The organism is Streptomyces sp. NPDC031064 (genome assembly GCF_055570965.1).
Map to the genome: position 1 here is coordinate 186,655 of NZ_JBVIGF010000007.1, position 25,273 is coordinate 211,927.

General features: G+C 72.5%; 21 protein-coding genes. 6 read left to right on the forward strand and 15 right to left on the reverse strand.

Annotated elements, in window-relative coordinates; all coding sequences use genetic code 11:
- The first annotated feature begins 173 nt into the window (after positions 1-173).
- Entirely contained in the window at positions 174-1,361 is a 1,188-nt protein-coding gene (locus ACZ46W_RS25200; RefSeq protein ID WP_468341584.1) for a serine/threonine-protein kinase, read from the forward strand.
- Between the two features lie 7 nt (positions 1,362-1,368).
- Here the strand turns inward: ACZ46W_RS25200 and ACZ46W_RS25205 are convergent, their stop codons facing one another.
- The 9 genes from ACZ46W_RS25205 to ACZ46W_RS25245 all read right to left on the reverse strand — a co-directional run bounded on the left by ACZ46W_RS25205 (position 1,369) and on the right by ACZ46W_RS25245 (position 13,387).
- Positions 1,369-2,187, reverse strand: coding sequence for a TrmH family RNA methyltransferase (locus ACZ46W_RS25205; RefSeq protein WP_468341587.1), 819 nt, complete (start codon positions 2,185-2,187; stop codon positions 1,369-1,371).
- A gap of 47 nt (positions 2,188-2,234) precedes the next feature.
- Positions 2,235-3,467 (reverse strand): uroporphyrinogen-III C-methyltransferase, encoded by a 1,233-nt coding sequence (gene cobA / locus ACZ46W_RS25210; protein ID WP_468341590.1) that lies wholly within the window; start codon positions 3,465-3,467, stop codon positions 2,235-2,237.
- Between the two features lie 393 nt (positions 3,468-3,860).
- Complete coding sequence (gene cobT / locus ACZ46W_RS25215; RefSeq protein WP_468341593.1) at positions 3,861-7,292, reverse strand: nicotinate-nucleotide--dimethylbenzimidazole phosphoribosyltransferase; 3,432 nt, start codon at positions 7,290-7,292, stop codon at positions 3,861-3,863.
- A 306-nt stretch (positions 7,293-7,598) separates the two neighbouring features.
- On the reverse strand, positions 7,599-8,807 hold the full coding sequence (cbiE, locus tag ACZ46W_RS25220; RefSeq protein WP_468341596.1) for a precorrin-6y C5,15-methyltransferase (decarboxylating) subunit CbiE: 1,209 nt from the start codon (positions 8,805-8,807) through the stop codon (positions 7,599-7,601).
- A 63-nt stretch (positions 8,808-8,870) separates the two neighbouring features.
- Positions 8,871-9,518: a GNAT family N-acetyltransferase gene (locus ACZ46W_RS25225; protein WP_468341599.1), complete on the reverse strand. Its 648-nt coding sequence runs from the start codon at positions 9,516-9,518 to the stop codon at positions 8,871-8,873.
- A 185-nt stretch (positions 9,519-9,703) separates the two neighbouring features.
- Positions 9,704-10,564 carry a MetQ/NlpA family ABC transporter substrate-binding protein gene (locus ACZ46W_RS25230; protein WP_468341602.1) on the reverse strand — a complete coding sequence of 287 codons (861 nt, stop codon included), beginning with the start codon at positions 10,562-10,564 and terminating at the stop codon, positions 9,704-9,706.
- A gap of 69 nt (positions 10,565-10,633) precedes the next feature.
- On the reverse strand, positions 10,634-11,305 hold the full coding sequence (locus ACZ46W_RS25235; protein ID WP_468341605.1) for a methionine ABC transporter permease: 672 nt from the start codon (positions 11,303-11,305) through the stop codon (positions 10,634-10,636).
- Positions 11,302-12,405, reverse strand: coding sequence for a methionine ABC transporter ATP-binding protein (locus ACZ46W_RS25240; RefSeq protein ID WP_468341608.1), 1,104 nt, complete (start codon positions 12,403-12,405; stop codon positions 11,302-11,304). The genes ACZ46W_RS25235 and ACZ46W_RS25240 overlap by 4 nt, the downstream gene beginning before the upstream one ends.
- 313 nt (positions 12,406-12,718) lie before the next feature.
- Positions 12,719-13,387 carry an HAD family hydrolase gene (locus tag ACZ46W_RS25245; protein ID WP_468342332.1) on the reverse strand — a complete coding sequence of 223 codons (669 nt, stop codon included), beginning with the start codon at positions 13,385-13,387 and terminating at the stop codon, positions 12,719-12,721.
- A gap of 73 nt (positions 13,388-13,460) precedes the next feature.
- Here ACZ46W_RS25245 and ACZ46W_RS25250 point away from each other — a divergent pair, with 73 nt between their 5' ends.
- On the forward strand, positions 13,461-13,820 hold the full coding sequence (locus ACZ46W_RS25250) for a hypothetical protein (protein ID WP_468341611.1): 360 nt from the start codon (positions 13,461-13,463) through the stop codon (positions 13,818-13,820).
- A 34-nt stretch (positions 13,821-13,854) separates the two neighbouring features.
- Positions 13,855-14,226, forward strand: coding sequence for a hypothetical protein (locus ACZ46W_RS25255; protein WP_468342335.1), 372 nt, complete (start codon positions 13,855-13,857; stop codon positions 14,224-14,226).
- Here the strand turns inward: ACZ46W_RS25255 and ACZ46W_RS25260 are convergent.
- Entirely contained in the window at positions 14,204-14,686 is a 483-nt protein-coding gene (locus ACZ46W_RS25260; RefSeq protein ID WP_468341614.1) for a GNAT family N-acetyltransferase, read from the reverse strand. The genes ACZ46W_RS25255 and ACZ46W_RS25260 overlap by 23 nt on opposite strands.
- An 869-nt stretch (positions 14,687-15,555) precedes the next feature.
- Positions 15,556-16,707, reverse strand: coding sequence for a glycerophosphodiester phosphodiesterase (locus tag ACZ46W_RS25265; protein WP_468341615.1), 1,152 nt, complete (start codon positions 16,705-16,707; stop codon positions 15,556-15,558).
- A gap of 265 nt (positions 16,708-16,972) precedes the next feature.
- On the opposite strand from ACZ46W_RS25265, the gene ACZ46W_RS25270 reads away from it, so the two are divergent.
- Complete coding sequence (locus tag ACZ46W_RS25270; RefSeq protein WP_468342338.1) at positions 16,973-17,602, forward strand: lysophospholipid acyltransferase family protein; 630 nt, start codon at positions 16,973-16,975, stop codon at positions 17,600-17,602.
- A gap of 152 nt (positions 17,603-17,754) precedes the next feature.
- Here ACZ46W_RS25270 and ACZ46W_RS25275 read toward each other — a convergent pair whose 3' ends face one another.
- From ACZ46W_RS25275 to ACZ46W_RS25290, 4 genes are all read right to left on the reverse strand, one after another.
- The gene (locus tag ACZ46W_RS25275) at positions 17,755-19,299 is read right to left on the reverse strand and encodes an MFS transporter (protein ID WP_468341618.1); all 1,545 of its coding nucleotides are present in this window, start codon (positions 19,297-19,299) and stop codon (positions 17,755-17,757) included.
- Positions 19,296-19,847, reverse strand: a complete 552-nt coding sequence (locus ACZ46W_RS25280; protein WP_366130663.1) for a TetR/AcrR family transcriptional regulator — start codon at positions 19,845-19,847, stop codon at positions 19,296-19,298. The genes ACZ46W_RS25275 and ACZ46W_RS25280 overlap by 4 nt, the downstream gene beginning before the upstream one ends.
- Before the next feature lie 197 nt (positions 19,848-20,044).
- The gene (argH, locus tag ACZ46W_RS25285) at positions 20,045-21,472 is read right to left on the reverse strand and encodes an argininosuccinate lyase (RefSeq protein WP_468341620.1); all 1,428 of its coding nucleotides are present in this window, start codon (positions 21,470-21,472) and stop codon (positions 20,045-20,047) included.
- An 87-nt stretch (positions 21,473-21,559) separates the two neighbouring features.
- Positions 21,560-22,753: an argininosuccinate synthase gene (locus tag ACZ46W_RS25290; protein ID WP_468341623.1), complete on the reverse strand. Its 1,194-nt coding sequence runs from the start codon at positions 22,751-22,753 to the stop codon at positions 21,560-21,562.
- Positions 22,754-23,237: 484 nt separating this feature from the next.
- On the opposite strand from ACZ46W_RS25290, the gene ACZ46W_RS25295 reads away from it, so the two are divergent.
- Positions 23,238-23,348, forward strand: coding sequence for a keywimysin-related RiPP (locus ACZ46W_RS25295; RefSeq protein WP_468341626.1), 111 nt, complete (start codon positions 23,238-23,240; stop codon positions 23,346-23,348).
- Between the two features lie 75 nt (positions 23,349-23,423).
- Entirely contained in the window at positions 23,424-25,265 is a 1,842-nt protein-coding gene (locus tag ACZ46W_RS25300) for a lasso peptide isopeptide bond-forming cyclase (protein ID WP_468341629.1), read from the forward strand.
- The last annotated feature ends 8 nt before the right edge of the window (positions 25,266-25,273 follow it).

Sequence of the window (25,273 nt, forward strand, 5' to 3'; positions counted from 1 at the left end):
AGGGGGGATTGGGGCGGCGGACCAGTCGCGGGGGCCGACCGGCACTGACAATCGATCGGCCCGCGAGGGCGCGGCCTATGAGCGCGCCGGGGCATGGGTACGTAAGCTGTGCCACGTCAAACGGACACCGGTGTAGCGGGGTGGGGCCTCCCCACCGTAGGTAGGGGACGGACATGGCGATGATGCGGCTCCGGCGCGAGGATCCGCGTGTCGTCGGCTCATTCAGGCTTCACCGGCGGCTCGGCGCGGGCGGGATGGGGGTCGTGTACCTCGGGTCCGACCGGCGCGGGCAGCGGGTGGCCCTGAAGGTGATCCGGCCGGATCTCGCCGAGGACCAGGAGTTCAGGTCGCGCTTCGCGCGCGAGGTGTCCGCCGCGCGGCGGATCCGCGGGGGGTGCACGGCACGCCTGGTCGCGGCCGACCTGGAGGCGGACCGGCCCTGGTTCGCCACCCAGTACGTACCGGGGCCGTCGCTGCACGACAAGGTCGCCGAGGAGGGCCCCCTGTCCGCGGCCGACGTGGCCGCCATCGGCGCGGCGCTGTCCGAGGGCCTGGTGGCGGTCCACGAGGCCGGGGTGGTCCACCGGGACCTGAAGCCGTCGAACATCCTCCTCTCCCCCAAGGGCCCCCGGATCATCGACTTCGGCATCGCCTGGGCGACCGGCGCGTCCACGCTCACCCACGTGGGCACGGCGGTGGGCTCGCCCGGCTTCCTCGCGCCCGAGCAGGTGCGGGGCGCCGCGGTCACCCCGGCGACGGACGTGTTCGCGCTGGGGGCGACGCTGGCGTACGCGGCCATGGCGGACTCGCCGTTCGGGCACGGCAGTTCCGAGGTCATGCTCTACCGGGTGGTGCACGAGGAGCCGCAGCTCCACGGCGTGCCGGACGCGCTCGCCCCGCTCGTGAGGGCCTGTCTGGCCAAGGACCCGGAGGAGCGCCCCAGCACGCTGCAACTGTCCATGCGGCTCAAGGAGATCGCCGCGCGGGAGGCGCAGGGGCTCTCCGACGGCCGGCCGGCACCGCGTCCGGCCGCCAGGCCGCTGGACGACCGGCCCACGGGACGGCTGACCGAGCGCTACACGGAACGCACCACCCAGGGGCGCACCCCCGCCCCCGGGCCGCGTGGCGCGCAGGCTCCGCGCGCCTCGTCCCCGCGCAATCCGTCACGACCGCCGTCCCGGACGGGCGGCGGTGGCCGTACGGCGTCCCGGCCCGGTACCGGCGCCGGTGTGCGTACGGGGGCGGGCGGCGCGCGCCGGCCGGCGAACCCCCGGCTGCTGCGCCAGCGGATCTTCGTCTTCGTGGTCGTGACGCTGATCGTGCTGCTGGGCATCGCGGCCGCGCAGGGCCTTCAGGGGTAGCGGCCGGTCAGGACTCCGGGCGCCCGGTGGCCACGGCGTAGAACGCGACGGCGGCCGCCGCGCCCACGTTGAGCGAGTCGACGCCGTGCGCCATCGGGATGCGCACCCATTCGTCGGCCGCCATCAGCGCCTTGGCGGACAGGCCGTCCCCCTCCGCGCCCAGCATCAGGGCGACCCGCTCCAGGCGGTGCGGGGCGGCCGCGTCGATGCTGGTGGCCTTCTCGTCGGGGGTCAGCGCCAGCAACGTGAAGCCCGCCTCCCGTACCGCCTCCAGGCCCCGGGGCCAGATGTCGAGGCGGGCGTACGGGACGGAGAAGACGGCGCCCATCGAGACCTTCACCGACCGGCGGTAGAGCGGGTCCGCGCAGTCCGGCGACAGCAGGACCGCGTCCATGCCGAGGGCGGCGGCGCTGCGGAAGATGGCGCCGATGTTGGTGTGGTCGTTCACGCCCTCCATGACGACGACCCGGCGTGCTTCGGTGAGCAGTTCGTCCGCCGTGGGCAGCGGCTTGCGCTGCATGGAGGCGAGCGCGCCCCGGTGGACGTGGTAGCCGGTGACGCGTTCGGCGAGGTCCGGCGTCACCGCGTACACGGGCGCCGGGACCTCGTCGATGACGTCGCGCATGACGTCGACCCACTTGGCCGACAGCAGCATCGAGCGCATCTCGTAGCCGGCCTGCTTGGCGCGGCGGATGACCTTCTCGCCCTCGGCGATGAACAGGCCCTCCGCGGGTTCGCGCTTGCGGCGCAGTTCGACGTCGGTCAGACCCGTGTAGTCGCGCAGGCGCGGGTCGTCGGGGTCGTCGATGGTGATGAGATCGGCCACAGGGTGATACTGCCTTGTCCGGTGTGGGGTGCCAACGGGGTTCGCGGTTACTTGGTGCTCTTGTGCGGGCCCTCGGCGACGACCGGACCGATGACGATCACGGCGGGCGGGCGCACGTCCTCGGCCCTGACCCGCTCGGCCACGGTGGCGAGCGTCGCGTCCACGCGCCGCTGGGAGGCCGTCGTGCCCTCCTGGACCAGCGCGAGCGGTGTGTCGGGGGCCTTGCCGTGGGCCACCAGCGCCTCGGCGATCGCCCCGATCTTGTCGACGCCCATCAGGATGACGAGGGTGCCGGTCAGTTTGGCGAGCGACGCCCAGTCGACGAGCGAGCGCGGGTCGTCGGGGGCGACGTGGCCGCTGACCACCGTGAACTCGTGCGCCACGCCCCGGTGGGTGACCGGGATGCCGGCCGCGCCCGGAACGCTGATCGAGCTGGAGATGCCCGGGACGACCGTGCAGGCGATGCCCGCCTCGGCCAGCGCCTGCGCCTCCTCCATGCCCCGGCCGAACACGAACGGGTCGCCGCCCTTGAGGCGGACCACGGACTTGCCGGCCTTGGCGTGCTCGATGAGGGCGTTGTTGATGGCCTCCTGCGCCATGAACCGGCCGTACGGGATCTTCGCCGCGTCGATCACCTCGACGTGCGGCGGCAGCTCGTCCAGCAGGTCACGGGGGCCCAGCCGGTCCGCGATGACCACGTCCGCCTCGGCGAGGAGGCGGCGGCCGCGCACGGTGATCAGGTCCGGGTCGCCGGGGCCGCCGCCGACCAGGGCGACGAACGGGGTACGGGTGCGGTGGTGCGGCGCCGCGATGGAGCCGTCGCGGAGCCCCTCGACGATCGCGTCCCGCACGGCGGCGGAACGGCGCGGGTCGTGGCCGGTCAGCACGGCGACCGTGACGCCTTCGCTGCGGCCGGTCGCCGGGGTCCAGGCGGTGGCCGCCTCGGCGTCGTCGGAGCGTACGCACCAGACGCGGTGGCGCTCGGCCTCGGCGGAGGCACGGGCGTTGGCCTCGGGGTCGGTGGACGCGATCAGGGCGTACCAGGCGTCGGCCAGGTCTCCGTCCTCGTACCGGCGCTTGACCCAGGCGATCTCGTCCGCCTCCGCCATGGCCTCGACGGACGGCGTCGCGGACGGGGAGACCAGGGTGATGTCGGCGCCGGCCGCGATGAGCGCGGGGAGGCGGCGCTGGGCGACCTGTCCGCCGCCGATGACGACGACGCGGCGCCCGGTCAGGCGCAGTCCGACGGGGTAGGCGGGGTGCTCGGCGTACTCGGCCATGGCGGTGCGGCTCCTCGGCGAGGCGGTGGTGCGGTGTGCGGGGCCGCTGCGACGGTGAAGCGGCTGGTGGGGCGGGGGGTGGAGCGGCGGTGGGGCGCTTGCGACCACCTTACGGTGCGGTGCGTCGGACCGTCCGGGGCGGTGCGCCGGGGGTACGGCGCGGAGGGGTTGCGGTGCGGAGGGGGACGGCGCGGAGGGGTTGCGGTGCGGAGGGGTTGCGCGGGGGCCGGTGCCCCCGCACTCCACGGCCGCGCCGGCTGCCCGCCGCGCCGGTGGCACGGGCACCCCGCACGGGCGGCCCGCGCCGCCTGGGCGGCTCCGCCCTGTGGGCGACACCGGCGCCCCACCGCACGGCGGGCCCGCGCCGCTCGGCGCGGGCACCACCGCCGGGGGCTACTTCTCCGTGACGCCCGCCGAGTCGAACGTCGCCACCTCGTGCATGGCCCGGGCGGCGCTCTGGATGACCGGGAGCGCGAGCAGGGCGCCGGTGCCTTCGCCGAGGCGGAGGTCGAGGTCGACCAGAGGGCGGAGACCCAGCTTGTTGAGGGCGGCGACGTGGCCGGGTTCGGCGCTGCGGTGGCCGGCGATGCAGGCCGCCAGGGACTCGGGCGCGATGGCGCGGGCCACGAGGGCAGCGGCGCCCGCGCTGACGCCGTCGAGGACGACCGGCGTACGCAGCGACGCGCCGCCCAGGATGAAGCCGACGAGCGCCGCGTGCTCCAGGCCGCCGACGGCGGCGAGGACGCCGATGGGGTCGGCCGGGTCCGGCTGGTGGAGCTCCAGCCCGCGCCGGACGACGTCCACCTTGCGGGCGTGCATCTCGTCGTTGATGCCCGTGCCCCGGCCGGTGACCTCCGCCGGGTCGACGTCCGTGTAGACGGAGATCAGCGCGGCGGACGCGGTGGTGTTCGCGATGCCCATCTCGCCGGTGAGCAGCGCCTTGTTGCCCGCGGCGACCAGGTCGCGGGCGGTCTCGATGCCCACCTCGATCGCGGCGAGGACCTCCTCGTGGCCGAGCGCCGGGCCGGTGGTGAAGTCCGCGGTGCCGGGGCGCACCTTGCGCGGCAGGAGGCCGGGCGTGGCGGGCAGGTCGCCGGCGACGCCGACGTCGATGACGCAGACCTCGGCGCCGACCTGGTTGGCGAACGCGTTGCAGACCGCGCCGCCGCCCAGGAAGTTGGCGACCATCTGGGCCGTCACCTCCTGGGGCCAGGCGGTGACGCCCTGGGCGTGCACCCCGTGGTCGCCCGCGAAGATCGCCACGGCGGCAGGTTCCGGGATGGGCGGGGGGCACATCCGGGAAAGCCCGGAGAGCTGGGCGGAGATGATCTCCAGCATGCCGAGCGCGCCGGCCGGCTTCGTCATCCGCTTCTGCCGCTCCCACGCCTCGCCGAGCGCCTTCGCGTCGAGCGGGCGGATGTTGGCGACGGTCTCCTGGAGCAGGTCGTGCGGCTCCTCGCCGGGCAGGGCACGGCGGCCGTAGGTCTCCTCGTGGACGACCCACGACAGCGGGCGGCGCTTGGACCAGCCCGCCTGCATCAGCTCGGGCTCCTCCGGGAACTCGTCGACGTAGCCCACGCACAGGTACGCGACGACTTCGAGGTGCTCGGGCAGGCCGAGGGCGCGGACCATCTCGCGCTCGTCGAAGAAGCTGACCCAGCCGACACCGAGGCCCTCGGCACGGGCGGCGAGCCACAGGTTCTCGACGGCGAGCGCGGAGGAGTACGGCGCCATCTGCGGCTGGGTGTGGCGGCCCAGGGTGTGCCGGCCGCCGCGCGTGGGGTCGGCGGTGACGACGATGTTGACCGGGGTGTCGAGGATCGCCTCGATCTTCAGTTCCTTGAACTGCTTGGCCCGGCCCTTGGGCAGCGACTTGGCGTACGCCTCGCGCTGGCGCTGGGCGAGTTCGTGCATCGTGCGCCGGGTCTCGGCGGAACGGATGACGACGAAGTCCCAGGGCTGCGAGTGGCCGACGGAGGGCGCGGTGTGGGCGGCCTCCAGGACGCGGAGGAGGACCTCGTGCGGGATCGGGTCGCTGCGGAAGCCGTTACGGATGTCACGGCGCTCGCGCATGACGCGGAGCACGGCCTCGCGCTCGACGTCGTCGTAGCCGGGGGCCGGGGCGCCGGGCTGCGGGGCGGCCTCCTCGGTGGCGTCGTCCGTGGCGGCGGGCTGCTCGGTGGCGTCCGCCTCCAGGATCTCCGGCTGCTGCTCCTCCGCGACGGGCTCGGGCTCAGCCTGGGGCTCGGCGGCCACCGGCCGCACGGCCACAGGTTCCGCGGCAACCGGCTCTTCGGGCGCCGTGGGCGCGGGTACGGGCGCCGCCTGGACCGGCTCCTCGGGCGCGGGTGCGGGCTGCTCGGGCCCGGCCTGCTCGGGCACGGCGACGGGCTCGGCGGGCGCGGGCTGCTCGACGGGCGCGGGCTGCTCGGCGACGACGGCTTCGGCGACGAGGGCTTCGGCGACGACGGGTTCGGCGGGAACCGGCTGCTCGGCCACCGGCTGCTCCGGGGCGGTGCCCTCGGCGGCCACGGGCTCGGCGGGAACCGGCTCGGCGGCCACGGGCTCCGCGGGCGCCGGCTGCTCGGCGACCGGCTCGGGGGCCACCGGCTCGGCCTGGGCCTCGACGGGCTGGGCGGCGGGCGCCGGGGCCTGCTCCACCGGGGCCGGGGAACCGCCGTCGCGGGGGGCCGGGACGGTCACGGCGGCCTCCGGGGCGGGCTGCGGGGCGACGGCGACCGGTTCCGGGGCCGGTTCGGCAACGGGTTCCGGGGCCGGTTCGGCGACGGGTTCGGGAGCCGGCTCCGGGGCGGGCGGCGTGGGGGCGAGGTGCGGGGTGGTCGGGACGGAGCCCTCGACCGGGACGAACTGCGCGGCGGGCTCGGGCGCCGGTTCGGGAACGACCGTTTCTGCTGCGACAGGCTGCGGCATCTGGGGCGGCTGTGGCTGCTGTGACCACGGCTCCGGGCTCTGCGGCGGGAGCTCGCCGAGCTGGGGGCCGGGCAGCGCGGACGCCGGCTCCTCACGCGGCACGTCCAGGTACTCCAGGCCGCCGGAGGTCGCCGGACCCGGCGTCACCGGACCCGAGGTCGCCGGACCGGGGTTGGCGGGGCCGCGGTCGGCGAGCGAGCGGACGACCCCGGCCGAGGCGTCGGGCACCGGGGGGCCCATGTGGAGCGGGCGCCGCGCCGGGGCCGGGACGGGTGCCGGGGCCTGGGCGTGCACGGGCTGCTCGGGCACCGGCGCGGTGGCCGGTTCCGGCATCCGTACGCCGGTCAGGTCGACCGATCCGGAGTCACGGCCACCGGCCTCGTGCGCTCCGGCCTCGTGGACGCCGGCCTCGTGCGCGGCCACTTCGTGGACGGCGGGCTGCTCGTACACGGGAGCCGCCTGCTCGGGGACGGCCTGCTCCTGCACGGCCTGCTCGGGCATGGCCTGCACGGCCTGCTCGTGCATGACCGGCTGGGGCTGCACGACCGGCTCGTACACGGGCTGGGCCTGCTGCTGCGCCTGCTGCTGTGCCTGCTGGGCGGCCTGCTGCGCCTGCTGCGCCTGCTGCTCGGCGACGATCGCCGCGCCGACCGGGTCCACCTGCGCGGCGGCCGCCGGGGGCATCGCCATCGGCGCCGCGGCCGGGGCGACGCCGGCGTGCGGCTCGCTCCAGGCTCCCTGCGACCCCGGCATCAGCAGCAGGTCGTCATCGTCGGCAGCGTTCTCGGAGGGGTCGAGGAAGGTGTACGCACCCGGAGCGGGGATGCCCGGCTGCTCCACCATGCCCGCGCTCTCCGGCTGCCCCTCGCCCGGGACCTGGCCGGTGTCAGTCATGCGTACCCCTCGCCCATCGGTTGTGCTCCTTCAGACCGTCGCCCGCCAACAAGAACGAGCGTGCGCGCCGCGCGGCACGAACGGCACGCGGACATCACGTATTGTCGCGGCCTTCGGCCGCCGTGGCAGCGTGATCCGCCACCGTCGGCTGTGGACTGCGCCACGTTGCGCAACCCCCCGGTAGCGCTGTACCACATCTCACCCCTCAAAGGGGTCCCTTTTTCCGGACATTGGCGAAGAAACCGCCGAACGCCCGGCTGCGGTACAACGATCGGCCAGCCTACCTTCCGTCCCGTAGTGACATGGTCACGGGGAGGGCGCCGGCCTGTGGCCGGACAGCAGGAAGACGACCGATCGGTCGCGTTCGGTCCAGGCGCCGGGGTCGAGTTCGACGGACTGGAGGAGCGCGCACTCGACCGCGTACCCGCCGTCCGTGAGCGCCGCGCCGATGGCCTCCGCCTCGTCCCGGGTGGTGGCGTGCGCGACGATCCGCTCCGGGCGGCGGTCGGCGCAGGCGGCGACGACGGCCACTCCCCCGCCCCCGACACGTACGACGTCGGGCTCGGGCAGCCGCTCCAGCAGGTGCGGCGCGCGGCCCGCCACGGTCTGCACCTGCACGCCGAAGTGGCGCGCGGCGGCCTCGGTGCGGGCGCACGCGGCCGGGTCCTCGTCGACGGCGATCACGGCCGCGCCGAACCGTGCGGCCTCCACGGCCAGCGCCCCGGCGCCGCAGCCGATGTCCCAGACGAGGTCGCCGGTGCGCGGGCCGAGCCGGGCGAGCTGGGCGGCACGGAGCTCGGCCGACTCCCCGGTGCGGAGGTCGCCGCCGTACGTGTGCGCGGGCAGCCCCCAGCCGCGTACCGCTCCGGGGTCGCGGCCCATCAGCCAGCCCCCGCCCTGCGCCGCCGTCGCGGACCCGCCGATGACGATGACGACGTTGGGGTCGCGCCAGGTGTGGTCGGCGGCCTTGTCGGAGGTGAGGACGGTGACCTGCTCGCGCTCGGTGCCGAGTTCCTCGCAGATGACGAAGGTGCGGTGGACGCCGTCGAGGAGGAGGGCGAGTTCGGCGGGTCCGGCGCCCGGGGAGGTGAGGACGGCGACCTTGGGGTGGGCCCGGCAGACGTTGACGGCGCGGCGCAGCGTACGGCTGTGGGCGACGACGATGTGGGCGTCGTCCCAGGGCATGCCGGCGCGGGCGAAGGCGGCGGCGACGGAGGAGACGGCGGGCACCACTTCGACCTCCAGGCCGTGCTGGGGTGCGCGCAGGGTGCGGACGACGCCGAAGAAGCCGGGGTCGCCGTCGGCGAGGACGACGGCGGTGCCGCGGTGGGCGGCGATGCGGCGGGCGGCGAGGTCGACGCTGCCGAGGCGGATGCGTTCGGCGGCGGGCGGGATTTCCGGGAGCGCCAGGTGGTGGCCGGCTCCGGCCACCAGGGTGGCGGCCGAGAGGGCGGACCTGGCGGCCGCGGTGAGGGGCGAGCCGTCCCAGCCGATCACCATGACCCGGTCGGCCATCTTCGTCTGTCTCCTGGAGTGTTGGTGCGGGTCGGGGTGGAGTGCTGGTGAGCGTACCGGGTGTCAGTTCCAGTCGGTGAACGAGGAGTATCCGGCGTCGGTGAACTGGTCGGTGGCGCCTTCGAGGTCCTCGGGGAGCAGGCTCCACACGATCAGGTCGGTCCTGATGTCGGTCCAGCCGCCGTCCTCCGTCTGGGTGCGCGCTATCCAGGCGTTGCGCAGCACGCCTTCGCTGATGCAGCCGATCTTCTGGGCGACCTGCTGGGAGGCGGTGTTGTCGGCGGCGGTGCGCAGTTCGAGGCGTTCGAAGCGCTGGTCGCGGAAGAGCCATTGGGCGACGGCGAGGACGGATTCGGTGGCGTACCCCTCGCCGCGGGCCCAGGGGGCGGTGACGTAGGCGACTTCGGTGGCACGGGTGCGCCAGTTGGTGTTGCGGAGGTGGATGGTGCCGACGAGTCGCTGGGTGAGGAACTCGGTGACGGCGAGGACGACGCCGCGCCCCTCGGTGCGCTCCGAAGGAGCGATCCTGCGCACCCACTCCTCGGCGTCGGCGGTGGTGTACGGGTGCGGTACGGAGGTCCAGGCGACGACCATCTCGTCGTTCATCATCTCGGTGTGCGCGGGGATGTCCGACTCCTCGTAGGGGCGCAGCACCAACCGTTCCGTGCTGATGGAGATGTCCGGAAAGGTGGTAGTCATGCGCAGCTCCATGCCGGGGACCGTCCGTAAAGGCCGTGAACGCACAGCATGCAGCATGCAGTCGCCGGTGTGCATGGCCGGGTCGGTACGGATGCGTCGATACGCGGCAGGCCCCGCGCACCGGACGGGGTGCGCGGGGCCTGGCCCTTGGGGACGGGGTTCCGGGCGGGCTGCTTCGCCGCGGTTACCGCGCCTGGTTACTTCGCCGCGCCGAAGGCGGGGACGATGGAGCCGTCCTTGTAGGTGTCCTCGATGTACTTCTTCACCTCGGGCGAGTTGAGGAGCTCGGCGAGCTTCCGCACGCGCGCGTCCTTCTCGTTGCCCTCCTTCACGGCGAGGAAGTTGGCGTACGGGTTGCCCTCGGCCTTCTCCAGGGCCAGGGCGTCCTTGGCGGGGCTGAGCTTGGCCTCGATGGCGTAGTTGCCGTTGATGACGGCGGCGTCGACGTCGTTCAGGGCGCGGGGCACGGTGGCGGCCTCCAGCTCCTTGAACTCCAGGCCCTTCTTGTCCTTGATGTCGGACAGCTTGCCGTTGGCGCCGACGCCGTCCTTGAGGGTGATGATCCCGTTGTCGGCGAGCAGTCGGAGCGCGCGGCCGCCGTTGGTGGTGTCGTTGGGGACGGCGACGGTCTGGCCGGGCTTGAGGTCCTTGAGGGACTTCAGCTTCTTGGAGTAGAGGCCGAGGGGCTCCAGGTGGACGTTGACGACCGGGACGATGGTGGTCTTGTTCTTCTTGTTGAAGTCGTCCAGGTACGGCTTGTGCTGGAAGTAGTTGGCGTCGACCTGGCCCTGCTGGGTGGCGGTGTTGGGCAGGACGTAGTCCGTGAACTCCTTGACCTCCAGCTTGAGGCCGGCCTTCTCGGCGAGGTTGTCCTTGACGTAGGTGAGGATGTCGGCGTGCGGCGTCGGGGACGCGGCGACGACGAGCGGCTTGGACTCGTCGGCCTTGCCGCCTCCGGACTTCGAGGAGGGGTCGGAGGCCGTGCCGCAGGCGGTGAGGCCGAGGGCGAGCGCGGTGATGGTGGCGAAGGCGCCGGTGAGCTTGATGTTCTTACGCACGAAAAGTGCCTCTTTCTGGTGGTGCGGACAACGCCCGGACAAGGAGTGCGGGCTGTTCTTCGGGGGAAGTCAGGACACGGTGCGGCCCCGGCGGGCGAGCAGGCGTACGGCCAGGTCGCCGATGAGCTGGATGACCGTGACGATGACGATCAGCAGCACGACGGTGACGAGCATGAAGCCGGTCTCGAAGCGCTGGTAGCCGTAGGTGATGACCTTGGAGCCGAGCCCCTCGCCGCCGACGGCGCCGGCCAGTGCCGAGTAGCTGATCAGTGTGATGACGGTGGTGGTGAGGGCGGCGATCAGGGACGGCAGGGCCTGCGGGAGCAGCACCTTCCACACGATCGTCGGGATCCCGCCGCCCATGGACTGGACGGCTTCGACGAGCCCGTGGTCGACCTCGCGGATCGCGGTCTCGACCAGGCGCGCGAAGAACGGGATGGCGCCGATGGACAGCGGCACGATCATCGCGGTGGGGCCGATGAAGGTGCCGACCACGAGGGTGGTGACCGGGATCAGGGCGACCAGCAGGATGATGAACGGCAGCGAGCGGCCGATGTTCACGATGACGCCGATGACCTTGTTCACCGGCCGGTTCTGGAGCAGTCCGCCCTTGTCGGTGAGGACGAGGAGGACGCCCAGCGGCAGGCCGCCGATGACGGTGACGACGGTGGACCACAGCACCATGTAGAGCGTGTCGATGGTGCCCTGCTCCAGCAGGGGCCGCATCTCTTCCCAGGTCACTTCGCGATCTCCTTGACCAGCAGCTCTTCGGTGCCGTTGCCGGCTTCGGTGGCGTCGATGACGTCGACCTGGAGGCCCTGCTCGCGCAGGAACCCGACGGGGACGACGTTCTCCTCGTAACGGCCGGGCAGTTCGATGCGCATGCGGCCGATCTGCCTGCCGCCGACGGTGTCCATGGCGGCGCCGAGGATCGAGATGTCGACGTTGTACGTACGGGAGAGCTGGGAGATCACCGGCTGGGTGGCGGACTCGCCGTGGAACGTGACGTCGAGGACCGTGCGGTCGGGGCCGGTGGCCTCGCCGGTCACCGGGAAGAGTTCGTGGGCCAGCTCGGAGCCGGGGGTGGCGAGGAGCTCGGCGACGGTGCCGGACTCGACGACGCGGCCCTTCTTCATCAGGGCGGCGGAGTCGCAGATCTGCTTGACGACGTCCATCTCGTGGGTGATGAGCAGGACGGTCAGGCCGAGCTGCCGGTTGAGGTCGCGCAGCAGTTGGAGGATGGAGCGGGTGGTCTCGGGGTCCAGGGCGCTGGTGGCCTCGTCGGAGAGCAGCACCTTGGGGTTGCCGGCGAGCGCCCGGGCGATGCCGACGCGCTGCTTCTGACCGCCGGAGAGCTGGCCCGGGTACGCCTTGGCCTTGTCGGCGAGGCCGACGAGGTCGAGCAGTTCGAGGGCGCGGCGGGAGCGGTCGGCGCCGGGAACGCCGAGGATCTCCAGGGGCAGTTCGACGTTGTCCTTGACGGTGCGTGAGGACAGCAGGTTGAAGTGCTGGAAGACCATGCCGATGCGGCTGCGCGCCCGGCGCAGGTCCTTCCCGGCGCGGCGGCCGCGTCCGGCGAGCGCGGTGAGGTCGACGCCGTCGACCGTCACGGTGCCGGAGGTGGGGCGCTCCAGGAGGTTGACGCAGCGGATGAGCGAGGACTTGCCGGCGCCGCTCTGTCCGATGACGCCGAAGACCTCGCCTTCGCGGACATGCAGGTCGACGCCGTCCAGAGCGGTGACCTGGCGGCCTCGCGACTCGTAGACCTTGGTCAGGCCCGTAGTGGTGATCACAGGGGTTTCCGTCACTGTCGAGTGCACGGCGCGGTGTCCGCCGGGCACGGGGCATTCGTCATTCCGACGCGCGGCACGGCTGGTTCGGCGGGTGGCCGGGGATGGCACGTGCGCGGGGCAGGCGCGGTCCGTCGACTTCGGTCGCGTACGGACACGGCATGGCTGTCGGGTCTCGCTTCGGGGCGCGAGGCTCAGGCAGGGGCCCTCAGAAGGCGCACATTCGACACATACAACGAGCACCGGGCGTCGTCATCGCCTCGGTCGCAAGGGTGCGGTAGCTCGTCGTGGTCATGCGGGCCAGTAAACCAGACGCCTTGTCGGGGCCCGGGCGGCTGTCCGAATAGCGGACGGCCGGTGTACGTCATGCGGACGCCAGGGCCCCCGCGGTGATCTCCACTCCACCCGCCGTGGCCTGCGCGGACACCTCGGAGAGGTCGGTGACCACGGCGTCGGCGACCAGCTCGGAGCGGTCGTGCGTTGTGGCCAAGGCCACGGTCGTCATACCGGCGGCGCGGCCGGCCGTCAGCCCGGCGGGGGCGTCCTCGAAGACCACGCAGCGTGCCGGCTCGACGCCCAGTCGCGCGGCGGCGAGCAGGTAGGGCTCGGGGTCGGGCTTGCCGCGTGTGATGTCGTCGGCGGCGATCACGACCGGGGCGTCGATGCCGGCCTCGCGCAGCCGGGCCTCGGCGAGCGGGCGGGTGGCGGAGGTGACGACGGCCCAGCGGCCGTGCGGGAGGGCGTCGAGGAGCGCCCTGGTGCCGGGCAGCAGCTCCACACCGCCGGGTACGTCCTCGACCTCCAGCCGTTCGATACGGGCCAGGGCCCCGGGTATCTCGCCGGCCCGATCGGCGGGCAGCAGTTCGGTGATGATCTCCACGGCGGGGCGGCCGTGCAGCTCGACCCGGGCGAAGTCGTCCGCCGCGATGCCGTACTCCTCGGCCCACCTGCTCCAGCAGCGCTGGACCGACTCCAGGGAGGAGACGAGGGTTCCGTCGTTGTCGAACAGGAGGGCTTCGGCGTGGATCTTCATGGTCATGGAGCCTACGTTTCCGCCGCCGGGGGCGGTCGCACCGGGTCTTTTGGCCCGTAATAGTCTCGGGCGCATGCTTGACGCCCTGACGGTCACGGTCTCCGTGGCCGCGCTCGCCCTCGCCGCCTGGTGCGGCTTCGCCGCGTACCGGGACCAGCCGACGAAGGACTGGCACTTCATCGGCATGGCCGTGGTGTCCGTGCTGGCGCTGCTCCAGCTCGTGGTCGGGATCGTGCAGCTCGCGCGGGGCGAGAAGGCCGACGAGGGCACGGCGATCTTCCTGGCGTACCTGGTCGGCGCCCTGTGCGCGGTGCCGGCGGCGGGCTTCCTGTCGCTGGCGGAGCGCAGCCGCTGGGGCTCGGCGACGGTCGCGGCGGGCGCGGTGGTGCTGGCGGTGCTGGAAGTGCGCCTCTACGACATCTGGACGGCCTGAGGTGGCGGGGCGCGGCCTGGCCAAGGGCCCCGGCATGCTGCTGGTGTGGCTGTACGGGGTGATGTCGGTCGGCGCGGTGTCGCGGTCGGCGTTGCAGATCGCCACCGAGTTCGGCCGGGCGCCCCTGGCGTACACGCTGTCGGCGCTGGCGGCCGTGGTGTACGTGTTCATCACCTACACCCTGGTGCGGGGCGGGGAGACGGCCCGCAAGGCGGCGCTGGTGTGCTGCGCCGCCGAGCTGGTGGGCGTCATGACCGTGGGGACGTGGACGCTGGCCGATCCCGGCGCGTTCCCGGACGCCACGGTCTGGTCCGACTACGGATACGGGTACGTGTTCATCCCGGTTCTGCTGCCGGTGACCGGGATCCTGTGGCTGCGGAAGGCTAGGCGGCCTTCTCCAGCGTGACCATGGTCAGGCGCGGGCCCACTTCGTGGGTGGCGACGGTTTCGTACCCCTTCTTTCGGTAGAGGCGCAGATTGCCCTCGCTGCGGTGGCCGGTGAAGAGCTGGAAGCGCTTGGCGGCGGGCGACGGGTCGGTGGCGAAGTGCTCCTCGATGGCGTCCAGGAGGCGGCCGCCGAGGCCGTGGCGGCGCAGCCGCGGGTGGACGATGAGCTTGGCGATGGTGACCGTGCCGGTGTCGTCGAGCTGCCCCCGGACGGAGGCGATGACCTCGTCGCCGAGCCGCGCGACGAGGGCGTGGCCGCGTTCGAGTTCGGCCTTCAGGTCGTCGAGGGACTGGGTGAGGGGCTCGATGCTGTAGTCGCCGTAGAGCTCGGCCTCGCTCTGGTAGCACAGGTACTGCAACTTGAGGATCTGTTCGGCGTCCTGCGCGCTCGCCGCTGAGATGGTCACGCTCATGCCCATGTATGCATGCCTCCGGCTCACCTGATCCGCCCTGTGGGTCTACCGCTCCTTTCCCCGATGTTCAGGAACGGCAACCTCTGCCGTGAGCATTCTGCGCAGGCATCCCAGGCAACGGGAACGCATTGGCCCCAAACTGCCTTGTGAGATACCCAACTCCCCTGCGATTTCGCGGTAGGTGGGGTCGGTGGGCGACAACATCGCAGTCAGCAGGCGCCGGCAGTGGACGGGGGTTCGGGCGACGGCGGTACGCAGTGCCCGGCGCCGTTCGGCGACGAGGGCGGCGCTCTCCGGCTCCGTGTCCGACACGGGCTCGTGGGCGGTGTAGGGCAGTTCGCGCACGACGGTGCGCCGGGCGCGGCGGGCTTCGGCCCGGACGGCACGGCGCAGCCAGTCGGCGGGGCGCCGGGGCATGCCGGGGCCGCCGTCGAGGCGCTCCAGGAGCCGGAGCCAGACGGCTTGTTGCAGGTCGCCGGGTTCGACTCCGGCGGCCGCGGCCTCCGCCTCGGACTCGGCGGCGAGCAGCGCGGTGAGGGTGCGGAACAGTTCGGGGAGGGCGGGCGGCTGTTCGGAGCCCGTTCCGGGGCCTGTTCCGGGGGGTGCTGCGGGGCCCGTCTCGGGTGGTGTTACGCGGCCTGTTTCGGGGCGTGCTGCGGGGCCTGTTCCGGGGCGTGCTTCGCGGCGTGGTTCGGGGGGCGTCTCGGGATGGGGCGCGGGATGGGTTTCGGGGGGTGTCATGCCGGCCACGACACGGCACGGCCTCTGCCCGGTTGCCGCCGCCGCCCGAAACCGCCCGTCCGGGCGGCCCGCGAAACGCCGGACTGACGCGGCCGGCCGGGGCGCGAGGGGGTCCGCCTCGCGCCCCGGCGGGGTCAGCGGGCGGCGCGGAAGTCCGCCGCGGCCAGCAGGCCGGTGTCCGGCTGGTCGGTGAAGATGCCGTCGATGCCGGTGGCGAAGTACGCCTGGTACGCGCCGAAGACGTCCCCGTACGCCGCCGGGTCCGTGCCCCGGCGGAAGTCGGCGGGCAGGAAGGAGTTCTCGTTGCGCAGCGTGTAGGGGTGGAGAACCAGGCCCTCGGCGTGCGCGTCACGCACCAGGGTGGTCGGCTTGCCGAGCTTGCCGTCCTTGTCCTTGGGGATGACCAGGTCGAGCAGGGGGCCGATGCCCTGGGCGTACGACGCGATCCACTTCAGGCCCTCGGGCGTGATGAGGTCGGCGACCGTGCGCGGGTCGCCCGCCTCGCGGAAGTCCCAGGGGCGGTCGTCCGGCGTCCACAGCAGCACGACGCGGGGCGTGGAGACGAGCTTGGCCATCCGCTGCATGCTGGTCGGCTCGAACGACTGGAGGAACGTCGGCGAGTCGGCGCCGTGGCGTCCGTACCGGCGCAGCAGTCGCGCCAGCGGCTCCTCCAGGGCGAGGCCCAGGCGGCGGAAGTAGGTGGGGTGCTTGGTCTCGACGTACAACCAGATGGGGCGGCCCCGGCGGCGGCCCTCCTTCTCGGCCCAGCGCAGCACCTCCTCGAAGGTGGGTATGGCCCAGCGCCCGTCGTACACGGTGTTCTCCTGGCGCGTGCCGGGGATACGTTCCTTCGCGCGGAGCGTCTTCAGCTCGGCGAGGGTGAAGTCCTCGGTGAACCATCCGGTCAACTTGGTGCCGTCGACGGTCTTGGTGGTCTTGCGGGAGGCGAACTCGGGGTGGTCGGCGACGTCCGTCGTCCCGGTGATGTCGTTCTCGTGGCGGCAGACCAGGTGGCCGTCCTTGGTCGGGACGAGGTCCTGCTCGATGACGTCCGCACCCATGTCGAGGGCGAGCTGGTAGGAGCCGAGGGTGTGCTCGGGCCGGTAGCCGCTGGCGCCCCGGTGCGCGATGACCGTCGGCACGGGCAGTCGGTGCGGCCCCGACGGGCGGCCCTTCGCCTGCGCCGCGGTGCCGCCCGCGCCCACGGAGAGGGCGGCCGAACCGAGGACCGCCGCGGCTCCCAGCACGGTCCGCCGACCGGGAATCCTGTGCGCACCCTGTGTCATGAAGGCTCCTTGCGTAAACGATTTTCGGACTGTTGAGCGAGGCCCGATCGTAGGCAGCGGTGCGTTACGTACGGGAGACCCCGGACGAACTCGTGGAAAACACGGGTCAACACTGCGTATCAACTCGGTGAACCCGATGTGCGTCCGCGAGTGACCCACGAGTATCGTCCTCACCTGCACATACTGGTCACGTACGTGGTCGGCTGATTCGACGGAGGACTCGTTGTCCCGCTTCGCGCTCATCAAGGCAGTGCTCGGCCCGGTCATGCGCCTGATGTTCCGCCCCCGGGTGGAGGGCGCCGAGAACATCCCCGGCACCGGGCCGGTCATCCTCGCGGGAAATCACCTGACGTTCATCGACTCCATCGTCCTGCCCATCGTGTGCGACCGTCAGGTCTTCTTCATCGGCAAGGACGAGTACGTCACCGGCAAGGGCCTCAAGGGCCGGCTCATGGCGTGGTTCTTCACGGGCGTCGGCATGATCCCGGTGGACCGGGACGGCGCCAACGGCGGCGTGGCCGCGCTGATGACGGGGCGCCGGGTGCTGGAGGACGGCAACGTCTTCGGCATCTACCCGGAGGGCACCCGCTCCCCCGACGGCCGCCTCTACCGTGGCCGCACCGGGATCGCGCGCCTCACGCTGATGACGGGCGCGCCGGTGGTGCCGTTCGCCATGATCGGCACGGACAAGCTCCAGCCGGGCGGCGCGGGCCTGCCGCGGCCGGGCCGGGTGACGGTGCGCTTCGGTGAGCCGATGGAGTTCTCCCGCTACGAGGGCATGGACCGGGACCGGTACGTGCTGCGGGCGGTGACGGACTCGGTGATGGCCGAGGTGATGCGGCTGTCCGGGCAGGAGTACGTGGACATGTACGCCACGAAGGCGAAGGCGGCGTAGGCGGCCGCCGCGGAACGTGGCACGGGGCGGCGCCCCGGTACGGCGTGAGTGCCGTACCGGGGCGCCGCTGTTTTGCCGGGGTGGACGCCCCGCGCTGCTGTGCCGGGGTGGACGCCCCGCGCTGCTGTGCCGGGGTGGACGCCCCGCGCCCCTTACGGGTGCTCCACGCCCTCCTCCAGCTTCTGGCCCCGCAGCAGGAACCAGGCCGCGACCGCCGTGGCCAGCAGGACGGCCGCGCCGACGCCGGCCGCGATGCGGAGCCCCTCGACGAAGGCGTCCTGCGCGGCGGTGACCAGCGCCCCGGCCGTCGCGTCGGGCAGGCCGGCGGACGCCTCCACCGCGCCGCCCAGCGATTCGTGCGCCGCCGCCGAGGTGGCCGCGGGGACGCCGTGCGGGGTGGCGAAGTCGCTGTAGACGCCGGTCACGATGGAGCCGAGGAGGGCGATGCCGAGCGCCGCGCCGAGTTCGTACGCCGTCTCGGACACCGCCGACGCGGCGCCCGCCTGCTCACGCGGGACGCTGGAGAGGATCACGTCGGCGGTGACCGTGAACGCGAAGCCCGCTCCGACGCCGACGACCAGCAGGGACGCGCCGAGCATCGGGTAGCCGGTGGACCGGTCGAGCAGGGTGAGCACGGCGAGCGCGAGGCCCACGGCCGCGAGGCCGCCCGACACCACGGACCGTACCGAGAAGCGCCGGGCGACGACGCCCGCGACGAGACCGGCCGTCACCGCGCCGATGGCGGCGGGCAGTTCCGCGAGACCGGCCTCCAGGGGGTGACGTCCTTGGACCAACTGGAGGAACTGGGAGAGGAAGAACACGAGCCCGGACAGGCCCAGGATGGTCAGCAGGTCGGCGAGCACGGCGCCGGAGAAGCCCCGGTGGTGGAACAGCCGCATGTCGAGCAGCGGCGCGTCCAGCCGGAGCTGGCGCCGTACGAACCAGGTCAGCGCGGCCACGCCGATGACGGCGGCGATGCCCATGTCGAGGCGCAGTCCGTGCGCGGCGGCTTCCTTGACCGCGTACACGACACCGATCATGCCGACGAGCGACAGGGCGACGCTGAGCAGGTCCCAGGGGCCGGGCGCCGGGTTCTTCGACTCGGGGATGAACTTCGCGCCGACGACGACGAGGACCACCATGACCGGCAGGTTGATCAGGAAGACCGAGCCCCACCAGTAGTGCTCCAGCAGGAACCCACCGACGACGGGACCGACGGCCGCGCCGGCGGACGCCATGGCGCCCCAGATGCCGATGGCGAGGCTGCGCTCGCGCGGGTCGTGGAAGAGGTTGCGGATGAGCGCGAGCGTGGACGGCATGAGGGTCGCGCCGGCGACGCCGAGCAGCGCACGGGCGACGATCATCATCTCGGGCGTGGTGGCGTACGCGTTGAGCACGGAGACGGCGCCGAAGGCGGTGGCCCCGGTCAGCAGCAGCTTCTTGCGGCCGATGCGGTCGCCGAGGCTGCCCATGGAGACGAGCAGCCCGGCGATGACGAAGGAGTAGACGTCGCCTATCCACAGCAGTTGGGTGCCGGTCGGCTTGAGGTCCTCGCTGAGGAACGGGGTCGCCAGTCCCAGCACGGTGGCGTCGACCGCCACCAGCAGGACGGCCAGGACCAGTACGGCGAGTGCCAGCCACCGGCCCGGGCGGCGCAGAACCTCCGATTCCCTGGCCAACTGATCGGTACGGGTCATCTCTCCACGCTCCTGCGTGCTCCGCCGAGCAGCAACTCGGCGATCATGTACTGGAAGTCCTTGGCGGCGACCCGCCCGTCCTGCACGGCCCAGGCGCAGGTGCCGATGAGGCCGTAGAGCGCCTCGGTGAGCCAGGCGGGTGTGAGGTCGATCCGGAACTCGCCCTGCTCCTGGCCGCGCCGGAAGAGCGCGGCGACCCGGGCGTCAAGGCGGGCCCAGCCCTCGTTGACCTGGTCGCCCTCGAAGAGCTGGTTCTCGGTGACGAGGAACGCGAGCAGCCCGGCGACCGGCTCCAGCCCGGCGACGAGCCGGCGCAGCGCGTCCTCGGCGGTGCCGTCGTCGAGCCGGGCGGCCTCGATGGCCGCCTCGAACTCCTGGATGCCCAGCGCCTCCAGCGCCCTGACCAGCGCGTCCCGCCCGGCGAAGTGCCGGTGGAGGGTCGCGCGGCCGATGCCCGCGGCGCGGGCGACCTCGTCCATGGTGGCGGTCGCCTTGCGGGAGAGGAGTGCGGCGGCGGTGCGCAGCACCTGCTCACGATCGACTGTCATGAGACAACCATAACCCAGATGAGACATGAATGTCTCACCTGGGATGCCTGTGGCTCACCTCCCACGCGAAAAAGCGCCGCCGCCCGGATGGAACCGGACGGCGGCGCTGGTGTCGTGAGGCGGACTACCGCTTGGCGGTGGACTACCGCTTGGCGGTGGACTACCGCTTGGCGGAGGGATTACCGCTTGGCGGTGGACTACCGCTTGGCGGTGGCCCAGGCGTGCTGGATCACCAGGTCGGCCTTGACCTCGGCGAGCTGGGTGGCGACGGCGGAGGGGGCGGTGCCGCCCCGCCCGTTGCGGGAGGCGAGGGCGCCGGGGACGTTGAGGACCGTCCGCACCTCGGGGGTGAGGTGCTCGGAGATCTTGGCGAACTGCTCGTCGGTGAGCTGGTCCAGCTCGATGCCGTGCGCCTCGCACTCCTTGACGCACTCGCCCGCGACCTCGTGCGCCACCCGGAACGGCACACCCTGCTTGACCAGCCACTCCGCGATGTCCGTCGCAAGGGAGAAGCCGGCCGGGGCGAGCTCCTCCATCCGCTCCCGGTTGACGGTGAGCGTGGCCATCATGCCGGTGAAGGCGGGCAGCAGGACTTCGAGCTGGTCGCAGGAGTCGAAGACCGGCTCCTTGTCCTCCTGGAGGTCGCGGTTGTACGCGAGCGGGAGCGCCTTGAGGGTGGCGAGCAGGCCCGTGAGGTTGCCGATCAGACGGCCCGACTTGCCGCGCGCGAGCTCGGCGATGTCCGGGTTCTTCTTCTGCGGCATGATCGACGAACCGGTGGAGAAGGCGTCGTGCAGGGTCACGAAGGAGAACTCCTTCGTGTTCCAGATGATGACCTCCTCGGCGATCCGGGAGAGGTTCACACCGATCATCGCGGTGATGAAGGCGAACTCGGCGACGAAGTCGCGCGAGGCCGTGCCGTCGATCGAGTTGCCCGCGCTGCCGTTCTCGAAGCCCAGGTCCTTGGCGACCGCCTCCGGGTCGAGCCCGAGGGACGAACCGGCGAGGGCGCCGGAGCCGTACGGCGAGACCGCCGTCCGCTTGTCCCACTGGCGCAGCCGCTCCGCGTCCCGGGACAGCGCCTGCACATGGGCGAGCACGTGGTGGGCGAAGAGCACCGGCTGGGCGTGCTGGAGGTGCGTACGGCCCGGCATGGCGACGTCCGGGTGCGCCTCGGCCAGGCCCACGAGGGCGTCCTGGAGGTCGGCGATGAGCCCGCCGATGATCCGGGCGTGGTCGCGCAGGTACATCCGGAACAGCGTGGCCACCTGGTCGTTGCGGGACCGGCCGGCCCGCAGCTTGCCGCCCAGGTCGGGGCCGAGCCGCTCCAGCAGGCCGCGCTCCAGGGCGGTGTGGACGTCCTCGTCGGCGATGGTGCCGGTGAAGGAGCCGTCCGCGACGTCCGCCTCCAGTTGGTCGAGGCCGGCCAGCATGCGGGTGAGCTCGTCCTCGGTCAGCAGCCCGGCCTTGTGGAGCACGCGCGCGTGGGCACGGGAGCCCGCGATGTCGTACGGCGCGAGGCGCCAGTCGAAGTGCACGGACGCCGACAGTTGGGCCAGCGCCTCGGCGGGACCGTCGGCGAAACGGCCGCCCCAGAGCCGGACGTCACCGTTGTTGCTGCTCACTGCTGCTCCTCGGGAGGGTGGGGATGTGCGACCGCCTCCCCTTCCACGGATGGGGAACGGGGAGGCGGCTGGTGGAACGAGTCGGCGTCAGGCCAGGTCACGCTTCGCGGCGATCTTCGCGGAGAGGGCGAAGATGTCGATGAAGCCCTGCGCCTTCGACTGGTCGAAGGTGTCGCCCGAGTCGTACGTCGCCAGGTTGAAGTCGTACAGCGACTCGTCGGACTTCCGGCCGGTGACGACGGCGCGGCCGCCGTGCAGGGTCATCCGGATGTCGCCGGAGACGTGCTGGTTGGCCTCGTTGATGAAGCCGTCCAGGGCCCGCTTGAGCGGGGAGAACCACAGGCCGTCGTAGACGAGCTCGCCCCAGCGCTGCTCGACCTGCCGCTTGTAGCGGGCCAGCTCGCGCTCGACGGTGACGTTCTCCAGCTCCTGGTGGGCGGTGATCAGCGCGATGGCGCCGGGCGCCTCGTAGACCTCGCGCGACTTGATGCCGACCAGCCGGTCCTCGACCATGTCGATCCGGCCGATGCCCTGGGCGCCGGCCCGCTCGTTGAGCTGCTGGATCGCCTGGAGGACGGTGACGGGCTTGCCGTCGATGGCGACCGGGACGCCTTCCTTGAAGGTGATGACGACCTCGTCGGCCTCGCGGGGCGTGGCCGGGTTCGAGGTGTACTCGTAGATGTCCTCGATCGGCGCGTTCCAGATGTCCTCCAGGAAGCCGGTCTCCACGGCCCGCCCGAAGACGTTCTGGTCGATGGAGTACGGGGACTTCTTGGTGGTCGCGATCGGCAGCTCCGCCTTCTCGGCGAAGGCGATGGCCTTGTCGCGGGTCATCGCGTAGTCACGGACCGGGGCGATGCACTTCAGGTCGGGACCGAGGGCCTGGATACCGGCCTCGAAGCGGACCTGGTCGTTGCCCTTGCCGGTGCAGCCGTGGGCGACGATCGAGGCGTTGTGCTTCTTGGCGGCGGCGACCAGGTGCTTGACGATCGCGGGCCGGGAGAGCGCCGAGACCAGCGGGTAACGGTCCATGTACAGGGCGTTGGCCTTGATCGCCGGGAGGCAGTACTCGTCGGCGAACTCGTCCTTGGCGTCGGCGACCTCCGCCTCGACCGCACCGCAGGCGAGCGCGCGCTTGCGGATGACGTCCAGGTCCTCGCCGCCCTGGCCGACGTCCACGGCGACGGCGATGACCTCGGCACCCGTCTCCTCGGCGATCCAGCCGATGGCGACGGAGGTGTCCAGTCCGCCCGAGTAGGCGAGTACGACGCGCTCGGTCACGGGTTTCTCCTTACGGTGCATTCACTGACAGGTATAACTATGCAGACCCCCGTATGTTTTGTCAACGCGAGGGTCGGGGGCCCAGCGGGACCCGGGGCCGCCGCCCCGGCACGACCCGGGCACCGGCCCGGCGCGACCCGGGCACCACTCCCGCACCGCCCCGCGTCGCCCTCGCGTCACCGGGGGCGCCCCCGGGCACCCCCGGGAGGCCCCTGGAGGCCCCGCCGCCCCGGGCGGCCTTCGGAGCCGCACGGCGACCGCATCGATGACGGTTCAACCTTGACGACCCGTTATCGGAATGCGGAAAAGAACCGCCTTCAATTTTCGAGCAGTTGAGTTATCGGCTAATCAATTGAACGGGAAACCGTCTTGCAATTACGGTAACAACGTCTAGGCTGGGCAGTGACATTGATGAATTCAGTGTCGGCGTACGAACTCCTTGAACTGACCAGAGTTCAACCGGATACGGAAGGAGGTGTACGACATGCGCGTCTACGAGCGTCCGACGCTTACCGCAGCAGGTAGCTTCCGCAGGACCGGCCTGGGCACCGACAGGGGGCCTGAAAAGCGCATAATCCTCCGGTTCAGCTTGTGAGCAATTCCCCATGGCGGCGGGTTGCGGTCTCGACTCCCGCAGCCCCCGTCTTTTGGGCTTTCTTCCGCTCCCCGCATGGAGAGGACCGCCATGGCAGGCTGGTTCGTCGTCCTTCCGGACTGCGCCGCGGCCGCCCCCGTCGGCGCCGCGCTGCGCGACCGCGCGGCACAGGAGATCCAGCGGATCAGCCACCCGTCGGGCCGGCCCTGGCTGCTCGGCCACTGGTCCCCCGGCACCCTGGCCGTGGGCGAGGCGGGCCGGGTGAAGATCGCGGTCGTGGGGGAGCACGCGATCACCGCCGAGCGGCTCGCCACGGCGGCCCGCCGGACGGACACGGTCGCCGGCCTCGACGCGTTGGCCGGGTCCCTCACCGGAAGCGTGCACCTGGCGGCCTCGGTCGCCGGGTGCGTACGCGCCCAGGGCACCATCACGGGCCTCCGCCGGCTGTTCCACGCCCGGATCGGTGACATCACCGTGGCCGCCGACCGGGCCGACGTACTGGCCGGGCTGCTGGACGCGGATGTCGACGAGCAGCGCCTCGCGGTCCACCTGCTCAGCACGTTCGGGATGCACCCGGTGACCGGCGAGCCGGTCTGGCGTCCCGTGACGGTCCTCAGGCCCGCCCACTACCTGGCGCTCGACCACGACGGCCGCCCCCGGACGGTCGCCTGGTGGACCGCTCCCGAGCCGGTCGTACCGATGGCCGAGGGCGCGCCCGCGCTGCGGGAGGCGCTGTCCGCCGCTGTCGAGGCCCGCGTACGGGGGCGGGACGTGGTGAGCTGCGACCTGGGCGGGCTGGACTCGACCTCGGTGTGCTCCCTGGCCGCGCGGGACGGGGCGCGGGTCGTGGCGTACACCGCCGACGGCCTGGACCCCATGGGCGACGACGCGGCCTGGGCCCGACGCGCGGTCGCCGGACTGCGGGGCACCGTGCGGGGCGAGGTGGAGCACCACGTCCTGCCCGGGGACCGGATGCCGATGGTGTACGAGGGCCTGCGGGAGGCGGACGACCGCTTCGACGAGCCGAGCCCGGTCGCCGCCCAGCGCGACCGCTGGCTCGCCATCCCCCGGCTGGCCACGGCACGCGGATCACGGCTCCACCTGACCGGCTTCGGTGGTGACGAGCTGCTCGCCGGCTCGCCCGCGCACCTGCACACGCTGATGCGTACGCATCCCAGGACCGCGTGGCAGCGCGTGCGCGGCTTCGCCGCCCAGCGCCCGTGGCCCTACCGGGAGGCGCTGCGGCAACTGTGGGATGACAGCCCCTACCGGGCATGGCTCGCCCGGGTCGGCGACGGGCTCACCGACCCGCCACCGCCGCTGGAGACGCCCACCCTGGGCTGGGGCACACCGCCGCGCATGCCCCCGTGGGCGACGCCGGACGCGGTGGGGGCGGTACGGGACCTGATCCACGCGGCGGCCAGGACCGCCGAGCCGCTGGCCCGCACGCGCGGACAGCACGTCGAGCTGGAGGCCATGGGCGGCTCGTCGCGCATGGTGCGGCAGTTGGACCAGATGTCCGCGCCCCTCGGGCTCACCGTCGCCGCCCCGTACTACGACGACCGCGTGATCGAGGCCGGTCTGGCGGTGCGGCCGCAGGACAGGATCACCCCCTGGCGGTACAAGCCGCTCATCGCCGAGGCGATGCGCGGGATCGTTCCCGACGAGATCCTCACCCGCCACACCAAGGACGGCGGGGACCACGAGGCGGAGGCGGGGCTGCGGGAGCACCGGGGCGAGTTGCTGGCCCTGTGCGAGGACTCCCGGCTGGCCCGGCTGGGCCTCATCGACGTCGACGCGCTGCGCGAGGTGTGCTCCCGGCCGCTGCCCCCGGACCTGCCGTTCGACGCGCTGTACCAGACGGTGGCGTGCGAGGTGTGGCTGCGCGCGCAGGAGACCGCCACCATTCCCAGTTGAGGGAGACC

Bases quoted from the DNA above. Each gene is read 5' to 3' on its own strand.
- ACZ46W_RS25280 (WP_366130663.1), bottom strand. From the start codon at position 19,847: ATGACAGTCGATCGTGAGCAGGTGCTGCGCACCGCCGCCGCACTCCTC.
- ACZ46W_RS25245 (WP_468342332.1), bottom strand. From the start codon at position 13,387: ATGAAGATCCACGCCGAAGCCCTCCTGTTCGACAACGACGGAACCCTC.
- ACZ46W_RS25200 (WP_468341584.1), top strand. From the start codon at position 174: ATGGCGATGATGCGGCTCCGGCGCGAGGATCCGCGTGTCGTCGGCTCA.
- ACZ46W_RS25250 (WP_468341611.1), top strand. From the start codon at position 13,461: ATGCTTGACGCCCTGACGGTCACGGTCTCCGTGGCCGCGCTCGCCCTC.
- ACZ46W_RS25295 (WP_468341626.1), top strand. From the start codon at position 23,238: ATGCGCGTCTACGAGCGTCCGACGCTTACCGCAGCAGGTAGCTTCCGC.
- ACZ46W_RS25225 (WP_468341599.1), bottom strand. From the start codon at position 9,518: ATGGAGCTGCGCATGACTACCACCTTTCCGGACATCTCCATCAGCACG.
- ACZ46W_RS25255 (WP_468342335.1), top strand. From the start codon at position 13,855: ATGCTGCTGGTGTGGCTGTACGGGGTGATGTCGGTCGGCGCGGTGTCG.
- ACZ46W_RS25260 (WP_468341614.1), bottom strand. From the start codon at position 14,686: ATGGGCATGAGCGTGACCATCTCAGCGGCGAGCGCGCAGGACGCCGAA.
- cbiE (WP_468341596.1), bottom strand. From the start codon at position 8,807: ATGGCCGACCGGGTCATGGTGATCGGCTGGGACGGCTCGCCCCTCACC.
- ACZ46W_RS25275 (WP_468341618.1), bottom strand. From the start codon at position 19,299: ATGACCCGTACCGATCAGTTGGCCAGGGAATCGGAGGTTCTGCGCCGC.
- ACZ46W_RS25300 (WP_468341629.1), top strand. From the start codon at position 23,424: ATGGAGAGGACCGCCATGGCAGGCTGGTTCGTCGTCCTTCCGGACTGC.
- cobA (WP_468341590.1), bottom strand. From the start codon at position 3,467: ATGGCCGAGTACGCCGAGCACCCCGCCTACCCCGTCGGACTGCGCCTG.
- ACZ46W_RS25270 (WP_468342338.1), top strand. From the start codon at position 16,973: ATGCGCCTGATGTTCCGCCCCCGGGTGGAGGGCGCCGAGAACATCCCC.
- ACZ46W_RS25265 (WP_468341615.1), bottom strand. From the start codon at position 16,707: ATGACACAGGGTGCGCACAGGATTCCCGGTCGGCGGACCGTGCTGGGA.
- cobT (WP_468341593.1), bottom strand. From the start codon at position 7,292: ATGACTGACACCGGCCAGGTCCCGGGCGAGGGGCAGCCGGAGAGCGCG.